The organism is Chelatococcus asaccharovorans (assembly GCF_003201475.1).
Lineage (GTDB): Bacteria > Pseudomonadota > Alphaproteobacteria > Rhizobiales > Beijerinckiaceae > Chelatococcus > Chelatococcus asaccharovorans.
On record NZ_QJJK01000014.1, the window covers coordinates 95,162 to 114,481 of the forward strand.

The following is a 19,320-nucleotide window of genomic DNA, read 5'->3' on the forward strand; positions in this document are numbered from 1 at the left end:
AGGCTTCAACCACAAACAGTTGGCCGAAAGATTGTCGTCAATTCGTGCAGCCTGGTCGGTCGGTCAGTCGACCAGATAGGCGCTGTGCTCTCCGGATGTCGTCGTCATGGGCTTGTTGCCGCCGTCGAGACGCCAGACGCCCTCGTTCAGAATCAGGGTGTTCACCACGAGCGCGGCGGCGTCGCTGGCACCGGTCATCGCGTTGACCGTCAAGTCCCGGCTCGGCAGATAGACGAGGCCGCGCAGGGATTGCCCCAATCCGGCGTTGATGACCAAGCTCGACCGCGGCAGGCCCGGCGGTTCCGACATGAGGATATCGGCGAAGGCGCCGCTGGTGGGCGCCGAGAGCTCGATCCTGACCGCGTTGTTCGCCTGCAGCGTCGAGGCATTGTCCGGAAAGTGGAGGGACACCTCCTCGCCACGCAGCACAGCGCCGGCGTTCAACATCATCTGGCCGCGGATGACATAAATGCCGGGCAACAGGGTGATCACGGGGCTGCCGTGGAAGACGAGGTCGCCGCAATAGGTCCCCGGACTGAGCGTGACGGCAGCTGCGGTGTAGGGCGGGGGATAGGAAACCGTGCAACTGAGGGAGGGCGTTGGCAGCGTGCCCCTGAAGGGGTCGTCGATGGCGTTGCAACCGGTCTCAGGCGGCCTCGCACCGCCGTTGACCAGGGCATCCTGACCGCTCACGCAGATGCGCCGGACGTCGAGGATCGTGAGCGCATTGATGGTGGCGGCGGGAGAGCCCGTCGCGCGCACATGGATCTCACAGTCGCTCGCCAGGACCTCGGCGCCGCTGTTGACGAGCAACCCTGGCGAGGCGCTTCGATCCAGCGTCAGAATGCACACGCGGTTCTGGTCGCGCCTCAGGGCGGCGGTTGCGTGCGTTTCCACGCGCAGGCTGTCGACGCCGATGAGGGCCGTCACCGTGGTCGCCATATCGGTCGAGACCAGGCCGGTCAGGCTTCCATTGGTATTCTCGCGAAAGTCCAGGTCGACGAGGAGCGATGGTTCCCGAACATTGAGGGCGAATACGGCCCGTGCTTTATCGACCTGGTGGCCGGCCTCCTGGGTGACGCCGGCCAGCACAGCCGCGTCGAGCGCGCTTCGCAGGCGGGTTTGCATCGATTGCGCCCGGGCATAGTCGATGGCCACGCCGGTGGCGCCGATCATCGGGATGCTCAGGAGCGCAAACAGGATCGCGACATTGCCGGTCCGGCTGCGCAGGAGGGCGCAGAGGGAGCGACAGAGCCCGCCACGCCAACGCCTGCAAGGGGAAGATCCGAGCGGGGACATCGCCGTTATCCGCTAACCGCTATGGCTGTATCGAATTCGCAATACACCTATAGGATGCTGGAATTCCCTTGCCGACTGGTGAAGAGACCGGAGAGCGCCTGGTCCCAAAGTGGAGCAGGGTGAAGAGGGCCTCGGTCGTGGTCGCGACGCGCGGTACTGCATCGTCGATATCGTCGATGGGGATCGCGCCTGAGCCGAGGGCGCTGCGTCGGGAATTGCCGAGCTGTCGGTTCCCTCGGCGGGCCGACATGTTCTATATGCCTTCTCCGAGAGACCCTCGATACACGCAGCTTGGAATCGGCGCCCGGAGAAAGAATGGCTGGCACGGATCGCTCGAAGGCAATGATCAGCGGCGGACCGGCGATCATTCTCGTCGCGCCGCAGCTCGGGGAAAATATCGGCATGGCTGCCCGGGCCATGGCGAATTTCGGCCTGTCGGACCTTCGGCTGGTGGCGCCGCGCGACGCCTTCCCCAATGCGCAGGCGGAAGCCGCCGCGGCTGGCGCGGTGCACATTCTCAATGCGGCGCGGGTGTATCCCGACGTGCCGGCGGCCATCGCCGACCTCAACTTTGTTTTGGCGACGACCGCGCGCGAGCGCGGCCAGATGAAGCAAATCCTCGGGGCCGATGAGGCCATGGCCGACGTCGCGCGGCGCAGCGCGCTTGGGGAAGGCGTCGGCATTCTCTTCGGCCGCGAGCGATCCGGGCTCGAGAATGATGCCATCGCGCTTGCCGACGCGGTCGTGACCTTCCCGGTGAATCCCGCCTTCGCCTCGCTCAATCTCGCCCAGGCCGTCCTGCTCCTGGGCTATGAGTGGATGAAGATGAACGGCACCGCGCTTCTTTTTGCGACGCCGGAGCGCTCGCCGCCCCCGACCCGTGAAGGTCTCCTGTCGTTTTTCGACTATCTCGAAGGTGAACTGGACAGCTGCGGCTTCTTCGTGCCGGCGCCCAAGAAGCCCGGGATGATCCGCAACCTGCGCAACATCTTTCACCGGATGAAGATGACCGAGCAGGATCTGCGCACCCTGCGCGGCGCCGTCGTCGCACTGGTCAATGGCCGGCGCGGGGGGCGCAACGCGCCTCACCCAGGCCGGCATGCCGGGGCCGCGATGCCTCCGGCCGCGGATCCGCAGGCCGGGCCGGACGACGCATCATCATAATTTCCCGTCCCGTGCGGAATTCCGACGCAATTTCAAGGCTTCGGTAACGGACATCGCGCGATATGCTGGAATCTGGTCATCAATGGGTGTGATCGAGGATAGGCCCTGATGCGTATCGATCGTCCCGCGGACGCGGCCTTTCGGCCGGCCGTCATGCCGCTGCGGCCGCCAAAGGTGCTGGTCTTCGATTCCGGGCTCGGCGGCCTGACCGTGTTCGCCGAATTGCGCAAAGCGCGGCCCGACGCGCATTTCGTCTATGCCGCCGATGATGCGGGTTTTCCCTATGGACGTCTGGGCGAGAGCGATCTCATCGCGCGGGTCGATCGGGTCATGGACCGGCTGATCGCGCAGCATGAGCCCGACATCGTGGTGATTGCCTGCAATACCGCTTCGACGCTGGTGCTGCCCGGTCTGCGTGCCCGCTACAGCCTGCCCTTCGTCGGCACCGTGCCCGCGATCAAGCCGGCTGCGGCGACGAGCGCAAGCAAGCGCATCAGCGTGCTGGCGACGGCCGGCACCGTGAAGCGCGACTATACGCAGGGGCTCATTGCGAGTTTTGCCGCCGATTGCACGGTCACCCTCGTGGGCGCGCCGGGGCTCGCCGGGCTTGCCGAGGACGCCCTGACGGGTCAGCCCGTCGGCGACGTCGCTATTGCAGCGGAGATCGCGCCGGCCTTCGTCGTGGATGAGGGCGCGCGCACGGATGTCGTCGTACTCGCCTGCACGCATTATCCCCTGCTGCAGGCCGAGCTCGAGCGGCTCGCGCCCTGGCCCGTCACATGGATCGATTCGGCGCCGGCGATCGCCCGCCGCGCGGTCCAGCTCCTTCTGGAGCAGGGCTTCGCACCCCATCTTGGCGAGACCGGTGCGTCACCTCCCGCCAAAGCGGTCTTCACGGGCGGCGCGATCGTCACCGACCGGCTCCGCGCTGCGCTTGCCGCGCGGGGGCTGCCGGATATCGTCGTCGATGCCATGCCGCTCGCCGGGAGCGAGCCGGCCGTTGCCGTGGCCCTGGCTGCGTCACGCGCCTGACGTCTGCGCGTGCTTGACTTCGCCCGCCGATCGCCATAGAGAACCTCAGCTCGCGCGGGCTTCCCAGCCCGCGTGTTGCTTTTTTGCGCACCCGTGATCCGGCCCGCCGGATCTGTCGTTGTCCATCCCGGTCGGATGGGTGAAGAGGAGGGCGCGTTCCTCAACCAGCTCGTTGTCGAGAGGACACGCGATGTCGAAGAGAATTGCGGCGAAGCACAAGATTGATCGCCGTCTTGGCCAGAACATCTGGGGCCGTCCGAAGAGCCCCGTGAATCGCCGCGAATACGGCCCCGGCCAGCATGGCCAGCGCCGCAAGGGCAAGCTTTCGGATTATGGCACGCAGCTGCGCGCCAAGCAGAAGCTCAAGGGTTACTACGGCTCGATCTCCGAGAAGCAGTTCCGCCGCTACTACCAGGAGGCTATCCGCCTCAAGGGTGACTCCGGCGAGAACCTCATCGGTCTGCTCGAGCGCCGTCTGGACGCGGTGGTCTATCGTGCCAAATTAGTGCCGACGGTGTTCGCCGCCCGCCAGTTCGTCAACCATGGCCATGTGAAGGTCAATGGCCGTCGCGTCAACATCCCGAGCTACCTCGTGAAGGCCGGCGATGTGATCGAGGTCAAGGAAGCCTCCAAGCAGCTCGTCATCGTGCTGGAGAGCGTGGGCCTCGCCGAGCGTGATGTGCCGGATTATGTCGAGGCAGACCATTCCAAGATGGTCGCGAAGTTCGTGCGCGTGCCGACCCTGTCGGACGTGCCGTATCCCGTGCAGATGGAACCGAACCTGATCATCGAATTCTATTCGCGCTGATCAACGGTTCTGCCGTTTCGAGAAAGCCGCCTTCGGGCGGCTTTTTTATTGGGTCTCTCGCGCAGTCAGGATTCGCGACAGAAGGGGAGCGGTCGCTCTTTCAGGGCTTGTCCCGGCGGGGATTATCCATATAGTTGTATCATGCAACTATAGGGATCCCGCATGACTGCCCTTCCATCTGTCGTCGACCCTGTCCGGATCGCCTCGCGCCGGATTGTCCGCGCGCTTGGTTTCATGGGCGGTCCTTTCGCGGGCACGGACCTTTCGCCGTCCGCCGTGCATGCGCTGATTGAAATCGAGGCGTGCGAGGGCCTGACGGCGAATGACCTTGGCGCACGTCTGCGCCTTGAGAAATCGAGCGTCAGCCGGATGTTGCGCAAGCTTGTCCTGTCGGGAGACGTGACGGAGACGGCCGAGGAAACGGACGGTAGGCGCAAGCGTCTGTCATTGAGCGCCGCGGGACGAGAGCGCGTCGCGGCGATCCACGATTTCGCCCGCTCTCAGATCGTGGATGCGCTCGCGCGACTTCAACCCGGACAGGACCGGATCGTGCTCGACGGCCTTCGCCTCTATGCCGCGGCGCTGTCGGACGGCGTTACCGGGCGCCCGTCCGGCTCGTCACATATCGACATCGCGTCCGGCTACCGCACGGGACTGATCGCGCGCATCACACAGATGCATGCGCTCTATTATGCGCGCACGTCGGGCTTTGGCCGAAGGTTCGAATCCGTTGTGGCCGGCGGCCTCGCCGCATTCTGCGACCGCCTGGAGAATCCGGTGAACGCGATCTGGGTGGCGATGCGCGCGGGCGAGATCGTGGGTTCGGTCGCCATCGATGGCGAGGACATGGCACAGGGACCCGGACCAGGGATCGCGCATCTGCGCTGGTTCATCGTCGACGATTCTGTGCGCGGCGGCGGTGTCGGGAGGAGGCTCATTGCGTCCGCGCTGGCTTTTGCCGACGACGCGGGCTTTGCCGAGACGCATCTATGGACCTTTGCGGGTCTCACTGCTGCCCGCCACCTCTACGAGGCGAACGGCTTTGACTGCGTCGAGGAACGCCGCGGCGCCCAATGGGGGAAGGAGGTTCTGGAACAGCGGTTCGTCCGCAAGAGGCCTTGATTTTCGGGCACGCGGCACGCGCTGCAGGTGTTCAGTGCCGCCACGCGTCGGGTGATTCGCCGAGATCAACTCATAAGTTCGTATATTTCATGGATATCAGAGGGTTTTTTCACATCCTATGATTGTTCCATATCAAAAGTACATCTTATGCGTATAAAGACCATGCCCTTGATGAGCCACTGCACAACTTTTATGCGCGCGTGCTCATGGGAGGATGGACAGATTATCACGGCCGTCGCTTAGCTTTTGCATGCCGGTGGGGATCCGGCGGTTTATGAGGGACTACTCATGAAAAAGGCAGCGGCTGAGTTCGTCGGAACATTCGCTCTTGTTTTTTTCGGCTGCGGCGCGGCAGTTATTGCGGGGATGGGGACCGGGCCGACGGCGATTGATGTGTTGGGCATTGCGACGGCGTTCGGTCTGTCGATCGTGGCCATGGCCTATGGTATCGGGCCGATATCCGGGTGTCATATCAACCCGGCGGTCAGTCTCGGCGTCTTCGTTGCCGGGCGCATGTCGGCCGGAGACCTGATCGTGTACTGGATCGCGCAGGTCCTGGGGGCGCTTGTCGCCGCCGTGGTGCTCTATCTCATCCTGTCCGGCAAGGCGTCCGGCTGGAATGGCGGTCTCGGCCAAAACGGCTGGGGCGCTGGCCATTTCGGTGAGTATAATCTGACCTCCGCCTTGATCTTCGAGGTGGTTGCGACCTTTCTGTTTCTGGTGTGCATTCTCGGCGTCACGCAATCCGGCGCTCCCTCCCAGTTCGCCGGCCTTGCCATCGGCTTCACCCTGGTCGCCGTCCATCTCGTCGGCATCAATATCACCGGAACCTCGGTCAATCCGGCCCGCTCGCTTGGCCCTGCCATCGTTGGCGCGGGAACCAATCCGGGGGCACTCGGGCAGGTGTGGCTGTTCATTGTGGCGCCGCTGATCGGTGCGGCTATCGCCGGCGTTCTCTTCAAGGTCGGCAGCCTGCTTTCGGCCGACAACAGCTAGAGCATTTTCGCGTTTCTCCGAATCGCGAAAATGCTCCATGTCTTTGTTTTAGCGCATTTTCTTCACGCGAACCGGTGTCCACTTCGCTCGAAAATGCTCTAGAGTCCGCTGTGTTTTGAAGGGGGCACGTTGTCATTCCGGGCTCGGGCCTGTCGGCCCGTCCCGGAATGACACGGTGGCTCCGTATAAATCAGCATGCTCTAAAGAACCTTCAGCCCGATGATCCCGGCCACGATCATCGCGATGGCACCGAGGCGCGCCACGGTGGCGGGATCGCCGAACAGCACGATTCCAAGAATGGCGGTGCCGACGGTGCCGATGCCGGTCCAGACGGCATAGCCGGTCCCGACGGGCAGCGTTTTGAGCGCGAGCCCCAGCAGGATCACGCTGATGACCATGGATGCGGCGGTGAACACTGTCGGCCAAAGACGCGTGAAGCCGTCGGTATATTTGAGACCGATCGCCCAGCCCACCTCGAAGAGGCCGGCGATGAAGAGATAGACCCATGCTATGACCGGGGACGACATGATGGGATGCTCCGTCAGAGGCAGGGCCGTCCCCACCGGTTTCGGATGAACCTGCCGGGTCGTCCCGGCAAGGGCGAGAACGAAATCCGGCTTGGATGGAATCGTCTGATACCATCCAAAGGCGATGAATTTGCCCGTCTATCCCTCACGCGGAGCAAGTCCGCGGACGACGGACCTGCTCTGGGCCCCCGATCAACGCAAGCCGCCTGAATGCGGTCAGCCGAGCTGCTTGAGGAAGCCGGCGAAACGCATCAAGCCTTCCGGCCAGGGGCCATGGCCTGATTCCGCGTTGATATGGCCGCTGTCGCCCGCGTCAGCGAGCTCCGCGCCCCAAGCGCGCGCATAGGCCTCGGCCTCCGCGAAGCTCGCATAGGGATCCGTCCGGCTCGCCACCAGCAGCGCGGGGAAGGGCAGCGCGATGTCCGGCACGTCGGCAAAATCCGCCGCGCAAGCATTCAGATCCCGCAAGACACGGCGGCTTGGCGGCGAGACGAGAAAGGCGCCCTTGACCACACCCGCCGGCAGATGCGGAGCGGCATGGGCCACCGCCGCGACGCCCGCGCTATGGGCGACGAGCACGACCGGCCGCGTCGCACCAGCGACCCGTTCCACCAATCGCTCCCGCCAGGGCGAGAGCGCGAGCCGGGACCAATCGTCCTGCTCCACCCGCGCGCCGGTCGACAGTTTCTCCTCCCACCGGGTCTGCCAGTGATCCGGCCCGGAGCCGTCGAGGCCCGGCACGAACAGGATATCGAGATCGGCGGCGCGCATGGGGATCCCTCAGCTTCGGCCGAAGACGCGGTTGAAGATCGTATCGACGTGCTTGAGGTGATAGGTGAGGTCGAAGCAGGCCTCGAGTTCGGATTCCGGAATCCGTTGAATCACTTCGGGGTCGTTCTTCAACAAGGTCAGGAAGTCGCCTTCGCCGCGCCAGACAGGCATGGCGTTGCGCTGTACGAGGCGATAGGCGTCCTCCCGGCTCACGCCCTTCTGGGTCAGCGCCAGCATCACGCGCTGGGAATGCACGAGCCCGCCGAGCCGGTCGAGGTTCTTCTGCATGTTTTCGGGATAGACGACGAGCTTGTCGATGACGCCGGCGAGCCGCGCCAGCGCGAAGTCGAGGGTGACGGTCGCATCCGGCCCGATCATCCGCTCGACCGAGGAATGGGAGATGTCGCGCTCGTGCCAGAGCGCCACGTTCTCCATGGCCGGCAGGGCATAGCTGCGCACCATCCGGGCGAGGCCGGTGAGATTTTCCGTCAGCACCGGGTTGCGCTTGTGGGGCATCGCGGAGGAGCCCTTCTGGCCTGCCGAGAAGAACTCCTCGGCCTCGTAGACTTCCGAGCGCTGGAGGTGGCGGATCTCGGTGGCCAGCCGCTCGATCGAGGAGGCGATCACGCCGAGTGTCGCGAAGAACATCGCATGGCGATCACGCGGGATGACCTGGGTCGAGACCGGCTCGACCGAAAGCCCCATTTTCTCGGCCACATAGGCCTCGATGCGCGGGTCGATATTGGCGAAGGTGCCGACGGCGCCGGAGATCGCGCAGGTCGCGACTTCCTCGCGGGCTGCCACCAGGCGGTCGCGGTTGCGCTTGAACTCGGCATAGGCCTGGGCGAGCTTCAGGCCGAAGGTGACGGGCTCGGCGTGGATGCCGTGCGAGCGGCCGATGGTCGGCGTCATCTTGTATTCGAAGGCGCGCCGCTCCAGCGCCGCGAGCAATGTGTCGATATCCTTGAGGAGGATGTCGCTCGCCTTGACGAGCTGCACGTTGAAGCAGGTGTCGAGCACGTCCGAGGACGTCATGCCCTGGTGCACGAAGCGCGCTTCCGGCCCGACGATCTCGGAGAGATGGGTGAGGAAGGCGATGACGTCGTGCTTGACCTCGCGCTCGATGGCGTCGATGCGCGCGACGTCGAAGGTGGCGGTGGAGCCTTTCTCCCAGACCTTGTCAGCCGCCTCCCTGGGCACCACGCCGAGATCCGCCAGCGCCGTCGTGGCATGAGCCTCGATCTCGAACCAGATGCGAAACTTCGTTTCGGGCGACCAGATGGCAACCATCTCGGGGCGGGAGTAGCGGGGGATCATCACCTATTCCTCAGTTGAACAAGGCTGCTGCACGTTAGCCGCGGCGGCCTGGCTTATGAAACCTTATAGGGCCGCGCGGGCCTCACGCCCATTCGCCGCGCGCGGTCTCGGCCGCCTTGCGAATGGCCGCGATATGGCCGGCATAATGGGGGGCGCCGTCCTTGAAGACCGCCGAGCCGGCGACGAGCACGTCGGCACCCGCTGCGGCGACGAGCGGGGCCGTCTCGGCGGTCATGCCGCCGTCGACCTCGATATGGATGCTGCGGCCCGCCGTCATGGCGCGGATCGCGGCGACCTTCTCCACGGCGGAGGGAATGAAGCTCTGCCCGCCGAAGCCCGGATTGACGCTCATCACCAGCACGAGATCGACGAGATCAAGCACATGGGCGACGGCGACAGGCGGTGTCGCGGGATTGAGCGCGACGCCGGCCTTCTTGCCCAGCGCGCGGATCGTCTGCAGCGAGCGATGGAGATGCGGGCCTGCCTCTGCATGAACGGTGATCAGGTCGGCGCCGGCCTTGGCGAAGGCCTCGAGATAGGGGTCGACCGGCGCGATCATCAGATGCACGTCGAGCGTTTTCGTGGTGAGCGGGCGGATGGCGCGCACGACCTCGGGGCCGAAGCTGATATTCGGCACGAAATGGCCGTCCATCACATCCACATGGATCCAGTCGGCGCCGGCCGCGTCGATAGCACGCACCTCTTCGCCGAAGCGGGCGAAATCGGCGGCGAGGATCGAAGGGGCGATGGTTATGGGGCGATTCATCGATAGGGTTGCCGTTGCTGCCAAGAGGACCGGTTGGGATGTGCGAGATCGGCAGGTAGCATGCCCGCCGCAGAGCGGCAAATCACAGGCGTCGATCAAGCCTCAAGGAGGTGGTGTTTCGGCGCTGAAAAAGCTATGCAGGCGCGTCATTATACAGCGCGGTTATCGAGGGTTTCCATGCAATCTGACGTCGTGGTGCTTGGCGCGGGCATCGTTGGTATTTCCGTCGCTCTTCATCTCCAGAAGCGTGGTCGTTCCGTCGTGCTCCTCGATCGCCGCGGCCCGGCACAGGAGACCTCCTTCGGCAATGCCGGACTGGTGCAGAGCGAGGGGGTTTATCCCTACGGCTTCCCCCATGATTTCGGTGCGTTGCTCCGCTACGGCCTCAATCGCACGATCGATGCGCATTACCATCCCTCGGCACTGCTCGATCTCGCGCCCTTCCTCTGGAAATACTGGCATCATTCCCGCCCGGCCCGCCATGCGGCCATCGCCAAGAAATATGCCACGCTGATCGCCCATTGCGTGAGCGAGCACGACGCATTGGCGCGCGAGGCGAATGCCACGCACTACTTCAAGCGCGAGGGCTGGTTCAAGGTCTTCCGCACGCCGCAGCAGCGTGATCTCAGGCTCGCCGAGGCGGAGCGCTGGCATCGGGAGTTCGGGCTCGCCTATCGCGCGCTCGATCTGCCGACGCTGGAGGCGGAGGAGCCGCATCTCGCGCCGGTCCTGATCGGCGGGTTGCACTGGACCGAGCCCACGACGATCAACGACCCGCACGGGCTGGCTGTTGCCTATTTCGACCATTTCGCGGCACTCGGCGGCCGCTATGTCCAGGGGAATGCCGCGACCTTGGAGAATGTGGGCCAGGGCTGGCGTGTCGTGACGCCCGAGGGGCCGCTGACGGCCGGTGCGGCGGTCGTGGCACTCGGACCCTGGGCGGACATGGTGACGAAGCCGCTCGGCTACCGGCTGCCGCTCGCGGTGAAGCGCGGCTATCACATGCATTACCGGCCGGCGGGGGACGCGAAGCTCAACCATCCCGTGCTCGACACCGAGCGCGGCTACTTCCTCGTGCCCATGGCCCGCGGCATCCGCCTGACCACGGGCGCTGAATTCGCGCGCCGTGACGGCATGAAGACGCCGGTGCAGCTCGCGCGTGCCGAGCCGATCGCGCGGGAGTTTTTCCCGCTGGCTGAGCGGCTCGACAACGAGCCCTGGATGGGCGCGCGCCCTTGCACGCCGGACATGATGCCGATCATCGGCAAGGCGCCGCGCCATCCTAATCTCTGGTTCTCGTTCGGCCACGCCCATCATGGGCTGACGCTCGGCCCGGTGACGGGCCGGCTGGTCGCGGAGATGATCACGGGCGAGACGCCCTTCGTCGATCCGACGCCTTTCCGGGTCGATCGGTTCTGAGAGGCGGGAGGGGGCGCCAGCGATAGGCGTTTGCGCCTACGGCGTGGTGACAGGGCTCCCGCCTCTCCCCGGCGGGGAGAGGTCGCTCGCGTAGCGAGCGGGTGAGGGGGCACGTGCTTTGCAGTTTCGGTCGTAACCCTCACCCTGTCCCTCTCCCGAACGGGAGAGGGGACGCTACCGATCGGCGTTTGCGGCTCCAACCTATGGGTGAGGCTCCCACCTCTCCCAAGCCAAGCTGGCTGTTGCCAACTTGGCATTCTGGTAGAGCCCAACACGGCAACTGCCGTGCTGGGTGGAGAGGGGACGAAAGTGATCGGCCCTCGCGCCACTGCTCGCCGGCTCAGGAGCTCCGGCCGAACTTGTCCCGCCAGGCCGGCAGGGATTCCGGGAAGGGCAGGGCGGTTGCCTCGTAGACGCCGCGGGCAATCGCGCGGGCCAGGCAATCGGCGGCGGTGGCACCGATCTCGATGATGTCGTTGTAGCGGTCGACCAGCGGTTTGCGGCCCGTGGCCGCCGCGAAGACGGTGTCGCCGTCGAAGAGCGCATGCGACAGCCGCAGCCCCTTGGCGAGGCCGGTCTGGGCGGCCATGGCGAGGCGCTTGGCCATCGCCTTGTCGAGGATGGCATCGGTCGCCACGATGGCGATGGTGGTGGCCGGCTGCGGGCCGCCTTTCCAGTGCATCGGCCGCATCTCCGGGCGCACATGGGATGGCAGGCCGAGGCCGCCGAACTCGGCCTCCACCTCATAGCCCGCGGCCCAGAAATGCGGGCCGCTGTCGATGACCGCGGAGCCGATGGCATTGACGACCACCATGGCCCCCACGGTGAAGCCATTGGCCGTGACGGCGCTGGCCGAACCGAGGCCGCCCTTGAGATTGACCGTGGTCGCGCCATAGCCCCCGCCGACGGTTCCGAGCGCGAAGTCTTCGGATATGGCTTCGCAGGCCGCATAGCCCAGCTCGCGATACGGCGGGTAGCGGCCCCAGTCCTTGTCGCCGCCGTTCAAAAGGTCGAAGCAGATCGCCTGCGGGACGAGCGGCACGCGTACGGAGCCGACGAGAAAGCCGCGCTCATGCGCGCGCAGCCAGGCCTGGACGCCGCCGGCCGCATCGAGGCCGAAGCCGGACCCGCCGGACAGGACGATGGCGTCGACCCCTTCGGCAACCGTGTCGGGCTCGAGGCAGCCGGTGTCGCGGGCCGCGGGGCCGCCGCCGACGGCGACCCAGGAGGCGGTGGTCGGGCCGTCGAAGAGCGCGACCGTGACGCCGGAGGCGAGCGCCTCGTTGTGGGCGTTGCCGACGCGGATGCCCGCGACGTCGGTGATGAGGTTGCGACGGTCGCTCATTGGGGTCCCCCGGTGATGCTGTTGCGGCGCGAACTGCGCGCACACTGCCCGAAATGCGGCGTCGGTTTCAATAGACGTCCCCCGCCTTCGGGGTGCATCGCTCACATTCGTGCAATGTGGCGCTATGCACCCTTCCGCCACTGAGGGGCGCTCGCTAGAACTGCCGCCATGACCCATGTGTCCTTCTCTGCTGCCGCGCTTGCCGGGTTGCTGAGCTTCCTCAGTCCCTGCGTGCTGCCGCTCGTCCCGCCCTATCTCACCTATCTCGCCGGAACGACCATCGACGAACTCGGGGCGGGCGCCGCGCCGAAGGTCACGCGGCGGGTCCTGGTCACCGCGCTGCTGTTCGTGCTCGGCTTCTCCACGGTCTTCGTGCTGCTCGGCGCGACCGCCTCGGCGCTCGGCCAGGTCTTCCGTCAATACGTGCATATCCTCGGCACGCTCGCGGGCGCGGCGATCATCATCATGGGCCTGCATTTCCTGGGTGTTTTCCGCCTCGCCTTCCTCTATCGCGAGGCGCGCGTGACCGTGCGGAAGCCGGCCGGCCTCGGCGGCGCCTATGTGATGGGCCTTGCCTTCGCACTCGGCTGGACGCCCTGCATCGGGCCGATTCTCGCGGCGATTCTCGCGGTGGCCGGCTCGGAGGATTCCGCCGGCCAGGGCGCATTGCTGCTCGCCATCTATTCGGCCGGCCTCGGCATCCCGTTCCTCATCGCGGCCTTTGCGATGCCGCCGTTCATCGCCTTCCTGAAGCGCATGCGCACGCGTCTCGCGCTCGTCGAAAAGGCGATGGGGGCGCTCCTCGTCGTCACCGGCATCGCCTTTCTCACCGGCAGCATCACCAACATGTCCTTCTGGCTGCTGGAGACGTTTCCGGCGCTCGGGCAACTCGGCTAGGGCGCGTTTCGATCTGATCGCATCAGATCGACGCTCTAACCTCTTTTATTTCAAGTATAATCTTATCGATCCTCGTTTCACTCCGGGCGGATTATGCTCTAAGCCGCCGTCGTCCTGAAGGGCATGTGGCCGACTCCCACGAAGCCATCGCGCCCGACATGACCGGGGTTGCTCCATCGGGGCCGCACCATGTACCTGTCAAACATGCCTCTGGAGCGGGAGCCGGGATCATGGACAATGCCGCAGCGATCACGACCATAGCGCAGACGCTCGAAGACAAGCCGGACGTTCTGGCGCTTTATCTGGGCGGCAGCTTCGGCGTAGGCCTCGAGGATGCCTACAGCGATCTCGATTTCGTCGCCGTAACCACAGACGGCCCGACCGACGCATTCGCCAGCCTCTGGCATGATGCCGTCAGCCGGACGGGTGAAATCGTTCTCTGGTGGGACCGGCAGGCCAAGCCGATGCTGATCAACGCCGTCACCGCCGAATGGCTGCGCGTCGACGTCCAGATCGCGACGCCTGCGCAGACGGCGGCGCTGTCCCGCAACAGCTTGAAAGTGCTGTTCGATCACCAGGGCATCTACGAAAGACTGCCGCATTCGTCGGGACCACGTGGTTCGGAGCCGAAACGCTTGAAGTGGCAGTTCGAAGAGTTCATCCGGATCCTGGGGCTGCTTCCGCTTGCGCTGGGGCGGGCGGAATATATCAATTCCGTCACGGGCGCCTTTCACCTTCGCAATCTGCTGATTGATCTCCTGATCGAGGAGACTGACGCGCCCAACAGGGGCGGCGCGCTGCATCTGAACAGGCTGATCACGGCCGAGCAGAAGGATCTTCTGGCAGCGCTGCCTGCGCTGACCCCGCGCCGCGAGGCGATCATACCGGCCTATCTCGCCTATGCGGCCGCCTATTTGCCCCGGGCACGCGCGCTTGCAGTGGCGCGCGGCATCGCCTGGCCGGAGCGCTTCGAGCAGGCGACATGGGCGCGCCTCAAAAAGGAACTGGCGATCGAGCCGCAGTCGCTGAACGCCTAAAGCCCGCTGCAACGAAAAAGCCCGCCCCAGTCACCTGAGGCGGGCGCCCAAATGGGCAAGATCCCGAAAGATCAGTTGGTCAGTTCGTTGCCGGCGTAGCCGATCTTGCCGTCAGCGTCCTTTTTCCAGACATACATGACATAGTCCGGACGGGTGATATCACCCTTCTTGTCGAAGGAGAGATCGCCGAGAACGGTCTTGAAGACCTTGCCGGAGTGGATCACTTCCGCCACTTTCTTCGGGTCGAGGGATTTAGCCGCCTCGGCCGCCTGTTTGATGACTTGCACGCCCGCATAGGAATACAGGGTGTAAGCTTCGGGGTCGTAATTCTTCGCCTTGAAGGCCTCGACAACGGATTTCGCCGCCGGGTTCTTGCGCGGATCCGGCGCGAAGGTCATCAGCGTGCCTTCCGCACCGGGGCCGGCGATCGATACGAACTCGCTCGAGACGATGCCGTCGCCCGACATCAGCGGCGCCTTGAGGCCCTGGTCCCGCATCTGGCGGATGATGAGGCCCGCTTCCGTGTGCAGCCCGCCATAGTAGACGACATCGACATTCGCCGCCTTCAGCTTCGATACGAGCGCCGAGTAGTCCTTGTCGCCCGTGTTGATGCCCTCATAGAGGACGGCCTTGACGCCCTTGCCTTCCATCGCCTTTTGCGTCTCGTCGGCGAGGCCCTTGCCATAAGGCGTCTTGTCGTGAACGACGGCGACGTTCTTGCCCTTGAACTTGTCGGCGAGATAGGCGCCGGCGACGGCACCCTGCTGATCGTCCCGGCCGCAGGTGCGGAAAACGTTCCACAGCTTACGCTCGGTCAAGGTCGGATTGGTCGAAGCCGGCGAAATGGCGACGATGCCCGCTTCGTTATAGACCTCGGACGCCGGGATCGACACGCCGGAATTGAAATGTCCGATGACGAACTTCACGCCCTCACCGGCGAATTTGTTGGCGACCGATACGCCCTGCTTGGGATCGGATACATCATCGCCGACCGACAGAACGATCTTCTCGCCGAGAATGCCGCCAGCCTTGTTGATGTCTGCCACGGCCTGTTCGGCGCCGTTCTTGAGCTGGGCGCCGAATGCCGCGTTCGCGCCGGTGATCGGGCCTGCCACGCCCATTTTCACATCGGCCAGCGCCATTCCGCTGTAAGCCAAGCCCAAACCCAGCGCCACGCTTGCCAATAGAAAATTCTTATTCATACGGCAACTCCTCTGGATTTCCCCCGAAGCCTGGGGACTTCGCACGACGGGCTTCGGCCCGTCCTGAATACAACTGTCGCGCCTTTTCTTCCCGAAGTCATCCGGATTCCGACTGGCCGTTGTTCACCTTTCGGCCAGTATTCACCCCGAATTTTAAGCGCTGCTTTGATCGGCGCGGCCTTCCGGGCGCTCCCGCCAACTGAATGCGCCGGTCCGTTCATAGAGCCAGCGATATTGCGTCGTCATCTGGCGCGCGCGTGTATATCGGTAGCCTGCCAGGCCGATCGCGCCGACGACGATTGTATCGACGATATAATAATGCACGGAAAGCAGCGTTCCGTGAAACAATGCGAAGTGGATGAACCGCACGGCCAAGCCAAGGCCCATCAGGTAGACGACGCATTGTGCCACGGTTCCCCAAGTCTTGGCGACGGCACGGCCGGTCATCCACGCGGCCCAGCCCCCCATGACGCAGGTTACCAGCGCAAAGAGCCAGAACGACGGTTCCTCATAAAGGATCCCCTGCATCTCAGTGCCTCCCGCCTTCGAGATAAGCCGCTCTCACCTGCGGATCGGCGAGAAGCTCCTTCCCGGTGCCTGACAGGGTGATGGAACCCGTCACCATGACATAGGCGCGGTGGGCGAGCTTCAAGGCGTGATAGGCGTTCTGTTCGACGAGGAAGATCGTCATGCCCTCGCGGTTCAGCTCGCGGATCACATCGAAGATCTGTCGTACGACGAGCGGCGCCAGCCCCAGCGACGGCTCATCGAGCAAAAGGAGCTTCGGCCGGCTCATCAACGCGCGGGCAATGGCGAGCATCTGCTGCTCGCCGCCCGAAAGGGTGCCGCCGCGCTGGTGCAGACGTTCCTTCAGGCGCGGGAAAATCGAGCAGACGCGTTCGAGATCCTGCTCGAAATGCGCGAAGGCGTTGATCGAGGCACCCATCTGCAGGTTCTCGAACACCGTCATGCGCGGGAAGATGCGCCGCCCCTCGGGCGATTGGGCAATGTTCAGCTTGGCGATGTCGTGGGTCGCCATACGCGTGATCTCGTTGCCGGCATAAGTGATGGTTCCCTCGCGCGCGCGCGGATTGCCGAAGATCGTCATCATCAGCGTGGACTTGCCCGCGCCATTGGCGCCGATCAGGGTGACGATCTCGCCCTCGTTGACATCGATATCGACGCCCTTGAGCGCAATGATATTGCCGTAGAACGTCTTGACGCCACGAATGGTGAGCAGGGGTCTTGCAGCCGGTGCGGCTTGCGGGGAGGCCTGCGCGGGGGCTTGCGCGGTGCTGTTTGCTTCGCTCATAGGCCGACCTGTGCCTCGATCTTTTCGACGTCATCATCTTCGACGCCGAGATAGGCGGCGATGACCTTGGGGTCGTTGCGCACCGCCTCGGGCAGGCCGTCGGCGATCTTCGTGCCGTAGTCGAGAACCACGACATGATCGGAAATCTGCATGACGACGGACATGTCATGTTCGATGAGCAGCAGGGAGGTCTTGTCGATCTCGCGGATGGACAGGAGGAGTTCGTTCAGCTCCAGGCTTTCCCGGGGATTGAGCCCCGCCGCAGGCTCATCCAGGCACAGCAGCACGGGCCCGGTGCACATGGCGCGGGCGATTTCCAGCCGGCGCTGGGCGCCATAGGGCAGATCGCCAGCGGGATCGTCGGCACGGTCCGTGAGGCCGACCTTCTCCAGCCAGTATTTGGCCTTGTCGACCGCTTCGCCCTCCGCGCGCCTGAAATTCGGCAGGCCGATCAGCCCGCCGATGGTGAAGCCGGAGGCGATCATCAGACGGTTGTGCTGGGCGACCAGCAGGTTCTCGAGAATGGTCATGCCGGAGAACAGGCGGATGTTCTGGAAGGTGCGGGCGACCTTGGCCTTCCAGGACACACTATGGCCGGGCAGGCGCTCCAGGAGATAGTGAGAGCCGTCCGTATGGGTGAGGGTGATCATGCCCTCGGTCGGCTTGTAGAAGCCGGTGATGCAGTTGAAGACCGTGGTCTTGCCGGCACCGTTCGGCCCGATCAGGGCGGTGATCTCTCCACGCCGGGCCTTGAAGGAAAGGTCATTGATCGCAATCAATCCACCGAAACGCATGGTGAGGTGATCGACGGTCAGGATGGTATCCGTGCTGGAAACAAGATCTGGGTTGGCCATCATCCGTGGCCCTCCTTGACCAGGGCGCCTGAAATGGCCTTGCGCTCCCCCAGCACGATGGAGGGATCGCGGTGCGAGACGAGACCGCGCGGTCGCCAGACCATCATTGCCACCATCGCTGCGCCAAACAGGAGCAGGCGATATTCATTCGGATCAAAGCCGTCGCCGAAGACGGCGCTGAGGAAGCCGAGATTGCGCAGCATTTCCGGCCCCGCGACCATGGCGGTCGCCGCGATGGCGACGCCCATCTGGCTGCCCATGCCGCCGAGCACGACGATCGACAGGATGATCGCCGACTCAAGGAAGTTGAAGCTTTCCGGCGAAATGAACCCTTGACGCACGGCGAAGAACGCCCCGGCAAAGCCGCCGAACATGGCCCCGATGGCAAAGGCAGTGAGCTTGGTGCTGGTGGTGTTGATGCCGAGCGAGCGGCAGGCGATCTCATCCTCGCGCAACGCTTCCCATGCGCGTCCCACCGGAAGGCGCCGCAAGCGCATGGTGACGATATTGGTGACGAGCGCCAGCACCAGGATGAGATAATAGAGAAACACGATGCGATGCATGGTGCTGAACTCAAGGCCGAAGGTGGCCGCGAAGCCATCCTCGTCGGCCGTGAATGGGATGCCGAAGAAGGAGACGCGCGGAATGGACGCGATGCCGGCGCCGCCGTTCGTCAGATCAACCCAATTGATCAGCACAAGGCGGATGATCTCACCGAAGGCGAGCGTCACGATCGCCAGATAATCACCGCGCAGGCGCAACACGGGAAAGCCGAGCATGATGCCCCACAAAGCCGCGAGGATGCCGGCGACGGGCAGGCAGATCCAGAACGACAGCCCGAAGGTGATTGCGAGAAGCGCATAGGAATAGGCGCCGACCGCATAGAACGCGACATAGCCGAGATCGAGCAGGCCAGCTAGTCCCACCACGATATTGAGGCCCCAGCCGAGCATCACATAGGTCAGCACCAGAATGCCGAGGTCGATCCAGTAGCGGGATTCGCTGAGCCCGCCATTCACGAGGGTGGTGATCAGCGGATAGCCGATGGCTACGCCGAGCAGGACCGGGGCAGCGTAGAAGAAGATTCTCTGGCCGAGCGTCGTCGGCGCTTCGACGCGCGTGACCAGGATTTCCCGGCGTTTCGCCGAGCGCCGGCGGGCGATGTGAATGCCGCCGAGATTGAGCAGGAGCCGAACGGCGAAGACGATCAGGCAGAGGACGGCGACGACGCGCCAGCGCGGAAGCAGTATGAGCTCGTTGGCCATACTGTTTTCCGTGCGGAAGGCGATGATCGGGATCGAGAGGCCGAGCATCACCAGGGCGGCAAGGGCTGCATTCTTGACCGCGGGGAGGAATTCGCTGCCACCTTGCCCCGGCCTGGTGGCAGCGTGCGGGGGGGACCCCGTCGTCGGCGCAGCGGAGGGGGCATTCATCGCTCAGTCTCCTCGCGCA

Annotated in this window: 19 protein-coding genes; 8 read left to right on the forward strand and 11 right to left on the reverse strand. The window is 64.5% G+C overall.

Going from position 1 to position 19,320, the window contains the following annotated elements:
- Positions 1–63: 63 nt before the first annotated feature.
- Complete coding sequence (locus C7450_RS27690; protein WP_110377724.1) at positions 64–1,299, reverse strand: TadE/TadG family type IV pilus assembly protein; 1,236 nt, start codon at positions 1,297–1,299, stop codon at positions 64–66.
- A gap of 315 nt (positions 1,300–1,614) precedes the next feature.
- Between C7450_RS27690 and C7450_RS27695 the strand changes: the two genes are divergently transcribed.
- The 5 genes from C7450_RS27695 to C7450_RS27715 all read left to right on the forward strand — a co-directional run bounded on the left by C7450_RS27695 (position 1,615) and on the right by C7450_RS27715 (position 6,421).
- Entirely contained in the window at positions 1,615–2,463 is an 849-nt protein-coding gene (locus C7450_RS27695) for an RNA methyltransferase (protein WP_110377725.1), read from the forward strand.
- A gap of 108 nt (positions 2,464–2,571) precedes the next feature.
- Positions 2,572–3,495, forward strand: coding sequence for a glutamate racemase (gene murI, locus C7450_RS27700; protein WP_110377726.1), 924 nt, complete (start codon positions 2,572–2,574; stop codon positions 3,493–3,495).
- A gap of 190 nt (positions 3,496–3,685) precedes the next feature.
- Positions 3,686–4,303, forward strand: coding sequence for a 30S ribosomal protein S4 (gene rpsD / locus C7450_RS27705; RefSeq protein WP_110377727.1), 618 nt, complete (start codon positions 3,686–3,688; stop codon positions 4,301–4,303).
- 162 nt (positions 4,304–4,465) lie between these two features.
- Positions 4,466–5,425 carry a bifunctional helix-turn-helix transcriptional regulator/GNAT family N-acetyltransferase gene (locus C7450_RS27710; RefSeq protein WP_110377728.1) on the forward strand — a complete coding sequence of 320 codons (960 nt, stop codon included), beginning with the start codon at positions 4,466–4,468 and terminating at the stop codon, positions 5,423–5,425.
- 288 nt (positions 5,426–5,713) lie between these two features.
- Positions 5,714–6,421: an MIP family channel protein gene (locus tag C7450_RS27715; protein ID WP_110377729.1), complete on the forward strand. Its 708-nt coding sequence runs from the start codon at positions 5,714–5,716 to the stop codon at positions 6,419–6,421.
- A 200-nt stretch (positions 6,422–6,621) separates the two neighbouring features.
- On the opposite strand, the gene sugE is transcribed toward C7450_RS27715, so the two are convergent.
- From sugE to rpe, 4 genes are all read right to left on the reverse strand, one after another.
- A complete protein-coding gene (gene sugE / locus C7450_RS27720) occupies positions 6,622–6,933 on the reverse strand; it encodes a quaternary ammonium compound efflux SMR transporter SugE (RefSeq protein WP_110377789.1) in 312 nt (103 codons plus the stop codon).
- A gap of 231 nt (positions 6,934–7,164) precedes the next feature.
- The gene (locus C7450_RS27725) at positions 7,165–7,719 is read right to left on the reverse strand and encodes an RBBP9/YdeN family alpha/beta hydrolase (RefSeq protein ID WP_110377730.1); all 555 of its coding nucleotides are present in this window, start codon (positions 7,717–7,719) and stop codon (positions 7,165–7,167) included.
- A gap of 9 nt (positions 7,720–7,728) precedes the next feature.
- Positions 7,729–9,036, reverse strand: a complete 1,308-nt coding sequence (gene purB / locus C7450_RS27730; RefSeq protein WP_110377731.1) for an adenylosuccinate lyase — start codon at positions 9,034–9,036, stop codon at positions 7,729–7,731.
- An 82-nt stretch (positions 9,037–9,118) separates the two neighbouring features.
- Positions 9,119–9,802, reverse strand: a complete 684-nt coding sequence (rpe, locus tag C7450_RS27735; RefSeq protein WP_110377732.1) for a ribulose-phosphate 3-epimerase — start codon at positions 9,800–9,802, stop codon at positions 9,119–9,121.
- A 177-nt stretch (positions 9,803–9,979) separates the two neighbouring features.
- On the opposite strand from rpe, the gene C7450_RS27740 reads away from it, so the two are divergent.
- Positions 9,980–11,221, forward strand: a complete 1,242-nt coding sequence (locus C7450_RS27740; RefSeq protein WP_110377733.1) for an NAD(P)/FAD-dependent oxidoreductase — start codon at positions 9,980–9,982, stop codon at positions 11,219–11,221.
- Positions 11,222–11,561: 340 nt separating this feature from the next.
- Here C7450_RS27740 and C7450_RS27745 read toward each other — a convergent pair whose 3' ends face one another.
- Positions 11,562–12,566, reverse strand: coding sequence for a P1 family peptidase (locus C7450_RS27745; protein ID WP_110377734.1), 1,005 nt, complete (start codon positions 12,564–12,566; stop codon positions 11,562–11,564).
- 168 nt (positions 12,567–12,734) lie between these two features.
- Between C7450_RS27745 and C7450_RS27750 the strand changes: the two genes are divergently transcribed.
- Complete coding sequence (locus tag C7450_RS27750; protein WP_110377735.1) at positions 12,735–13,463, forward strand: cytochrome c biogenesis CcdA family protein; 729 nt, start codon at positions 12,735–12,737, stop codon at positions 13,461–13,463.
- Positions 13,464–13,693: 230 nt separating this feature from the next.
- A complete protein-coding gene (locus tag C7450_RS27755) occupies positions 13,694–14,500 on the forward strand; it encodes a nucleotidyltransferase domain-containing protein (protein ID WP_110377736.1) in 807 nt (268 codons plus the stop codon).
- Between the two features lie 71 nt (positions 14,501–14,571).
- On the opposite strand, the gene C7450_RS27760 is transcribed toward C7450_RS27755, so the two are convergent.
- From C7450_RS27760 to livM, 5 genes are all read right to left on the reverse strand, one after another.
- Positions 14,572–15,702 carry a branched-chain amino acid ABC transporter substrate-binding protein gene (locus C7450_RS27760; RefSeq protein WP_110377737.1) on the reverse strand — a complete coding sequence of 377 codons (1,131 nt, stop codon included), beginning with the start codon at positions 15,700–15,702 and terminating at the stop codon, positions 14,572–14,574.
- Positions 15,703–15,855: 153 nt separating this feature from the next.
- Positions 15,856–16,230 carry a DUF6867 family protein gene (locus tag C7450_RS27765; RefSeq protein ID WP_110377738.1) on the reverse strand — a complete coding sequence of 125 codons (375 nt, stop codon included), beginning with the start codon at positions 16,228–16,230 and terminating at the stop codon, positions 15,856–15,858.
- Position 16,231: 1 nt separating this feature from the next.
- Positions 16,232–17,014, reverse strand: coding sequence for an ABC transporter ATP-binding protein (locus C7450_RS27770; protein WP_110377739.1), 783 nt, complete (start codon positions 17,012–17,014; stop codon positions 16,232–16,234).
- Positions 17,011–17,871: an ABC transporter ATP-binding protein gene (locus C7450_RS27775; protein WP_110377740.1), complete on the reverse strand. Its 861-nt coding sequence runs from the start codon at positions 17,869–17,871 to the stop codon at positions 17,011–17,013. Before C7450_RS27775 ends, C7450_RS27770 begins: the two co-directional genes overlap by 4 nt.
- Positions 17,868–19,301: a high-affinity branched-chain amino acid ABC transporter permease LivM gene (livM, locus tag C7450_RS27780; RefSeq protein WP_110377741.1), complete on the reverse strand. Its 1,434-nt coding sequence runs from the start codon at positions 19,299–19,301 to the stop codon at positions 17,868–17,870. Before livM ends, C7450_RS27775 begins: the two co-directional genes overlap by 4 nt.
- Positions 19,302–19,320: the final 19 nt, after the last annotated feature.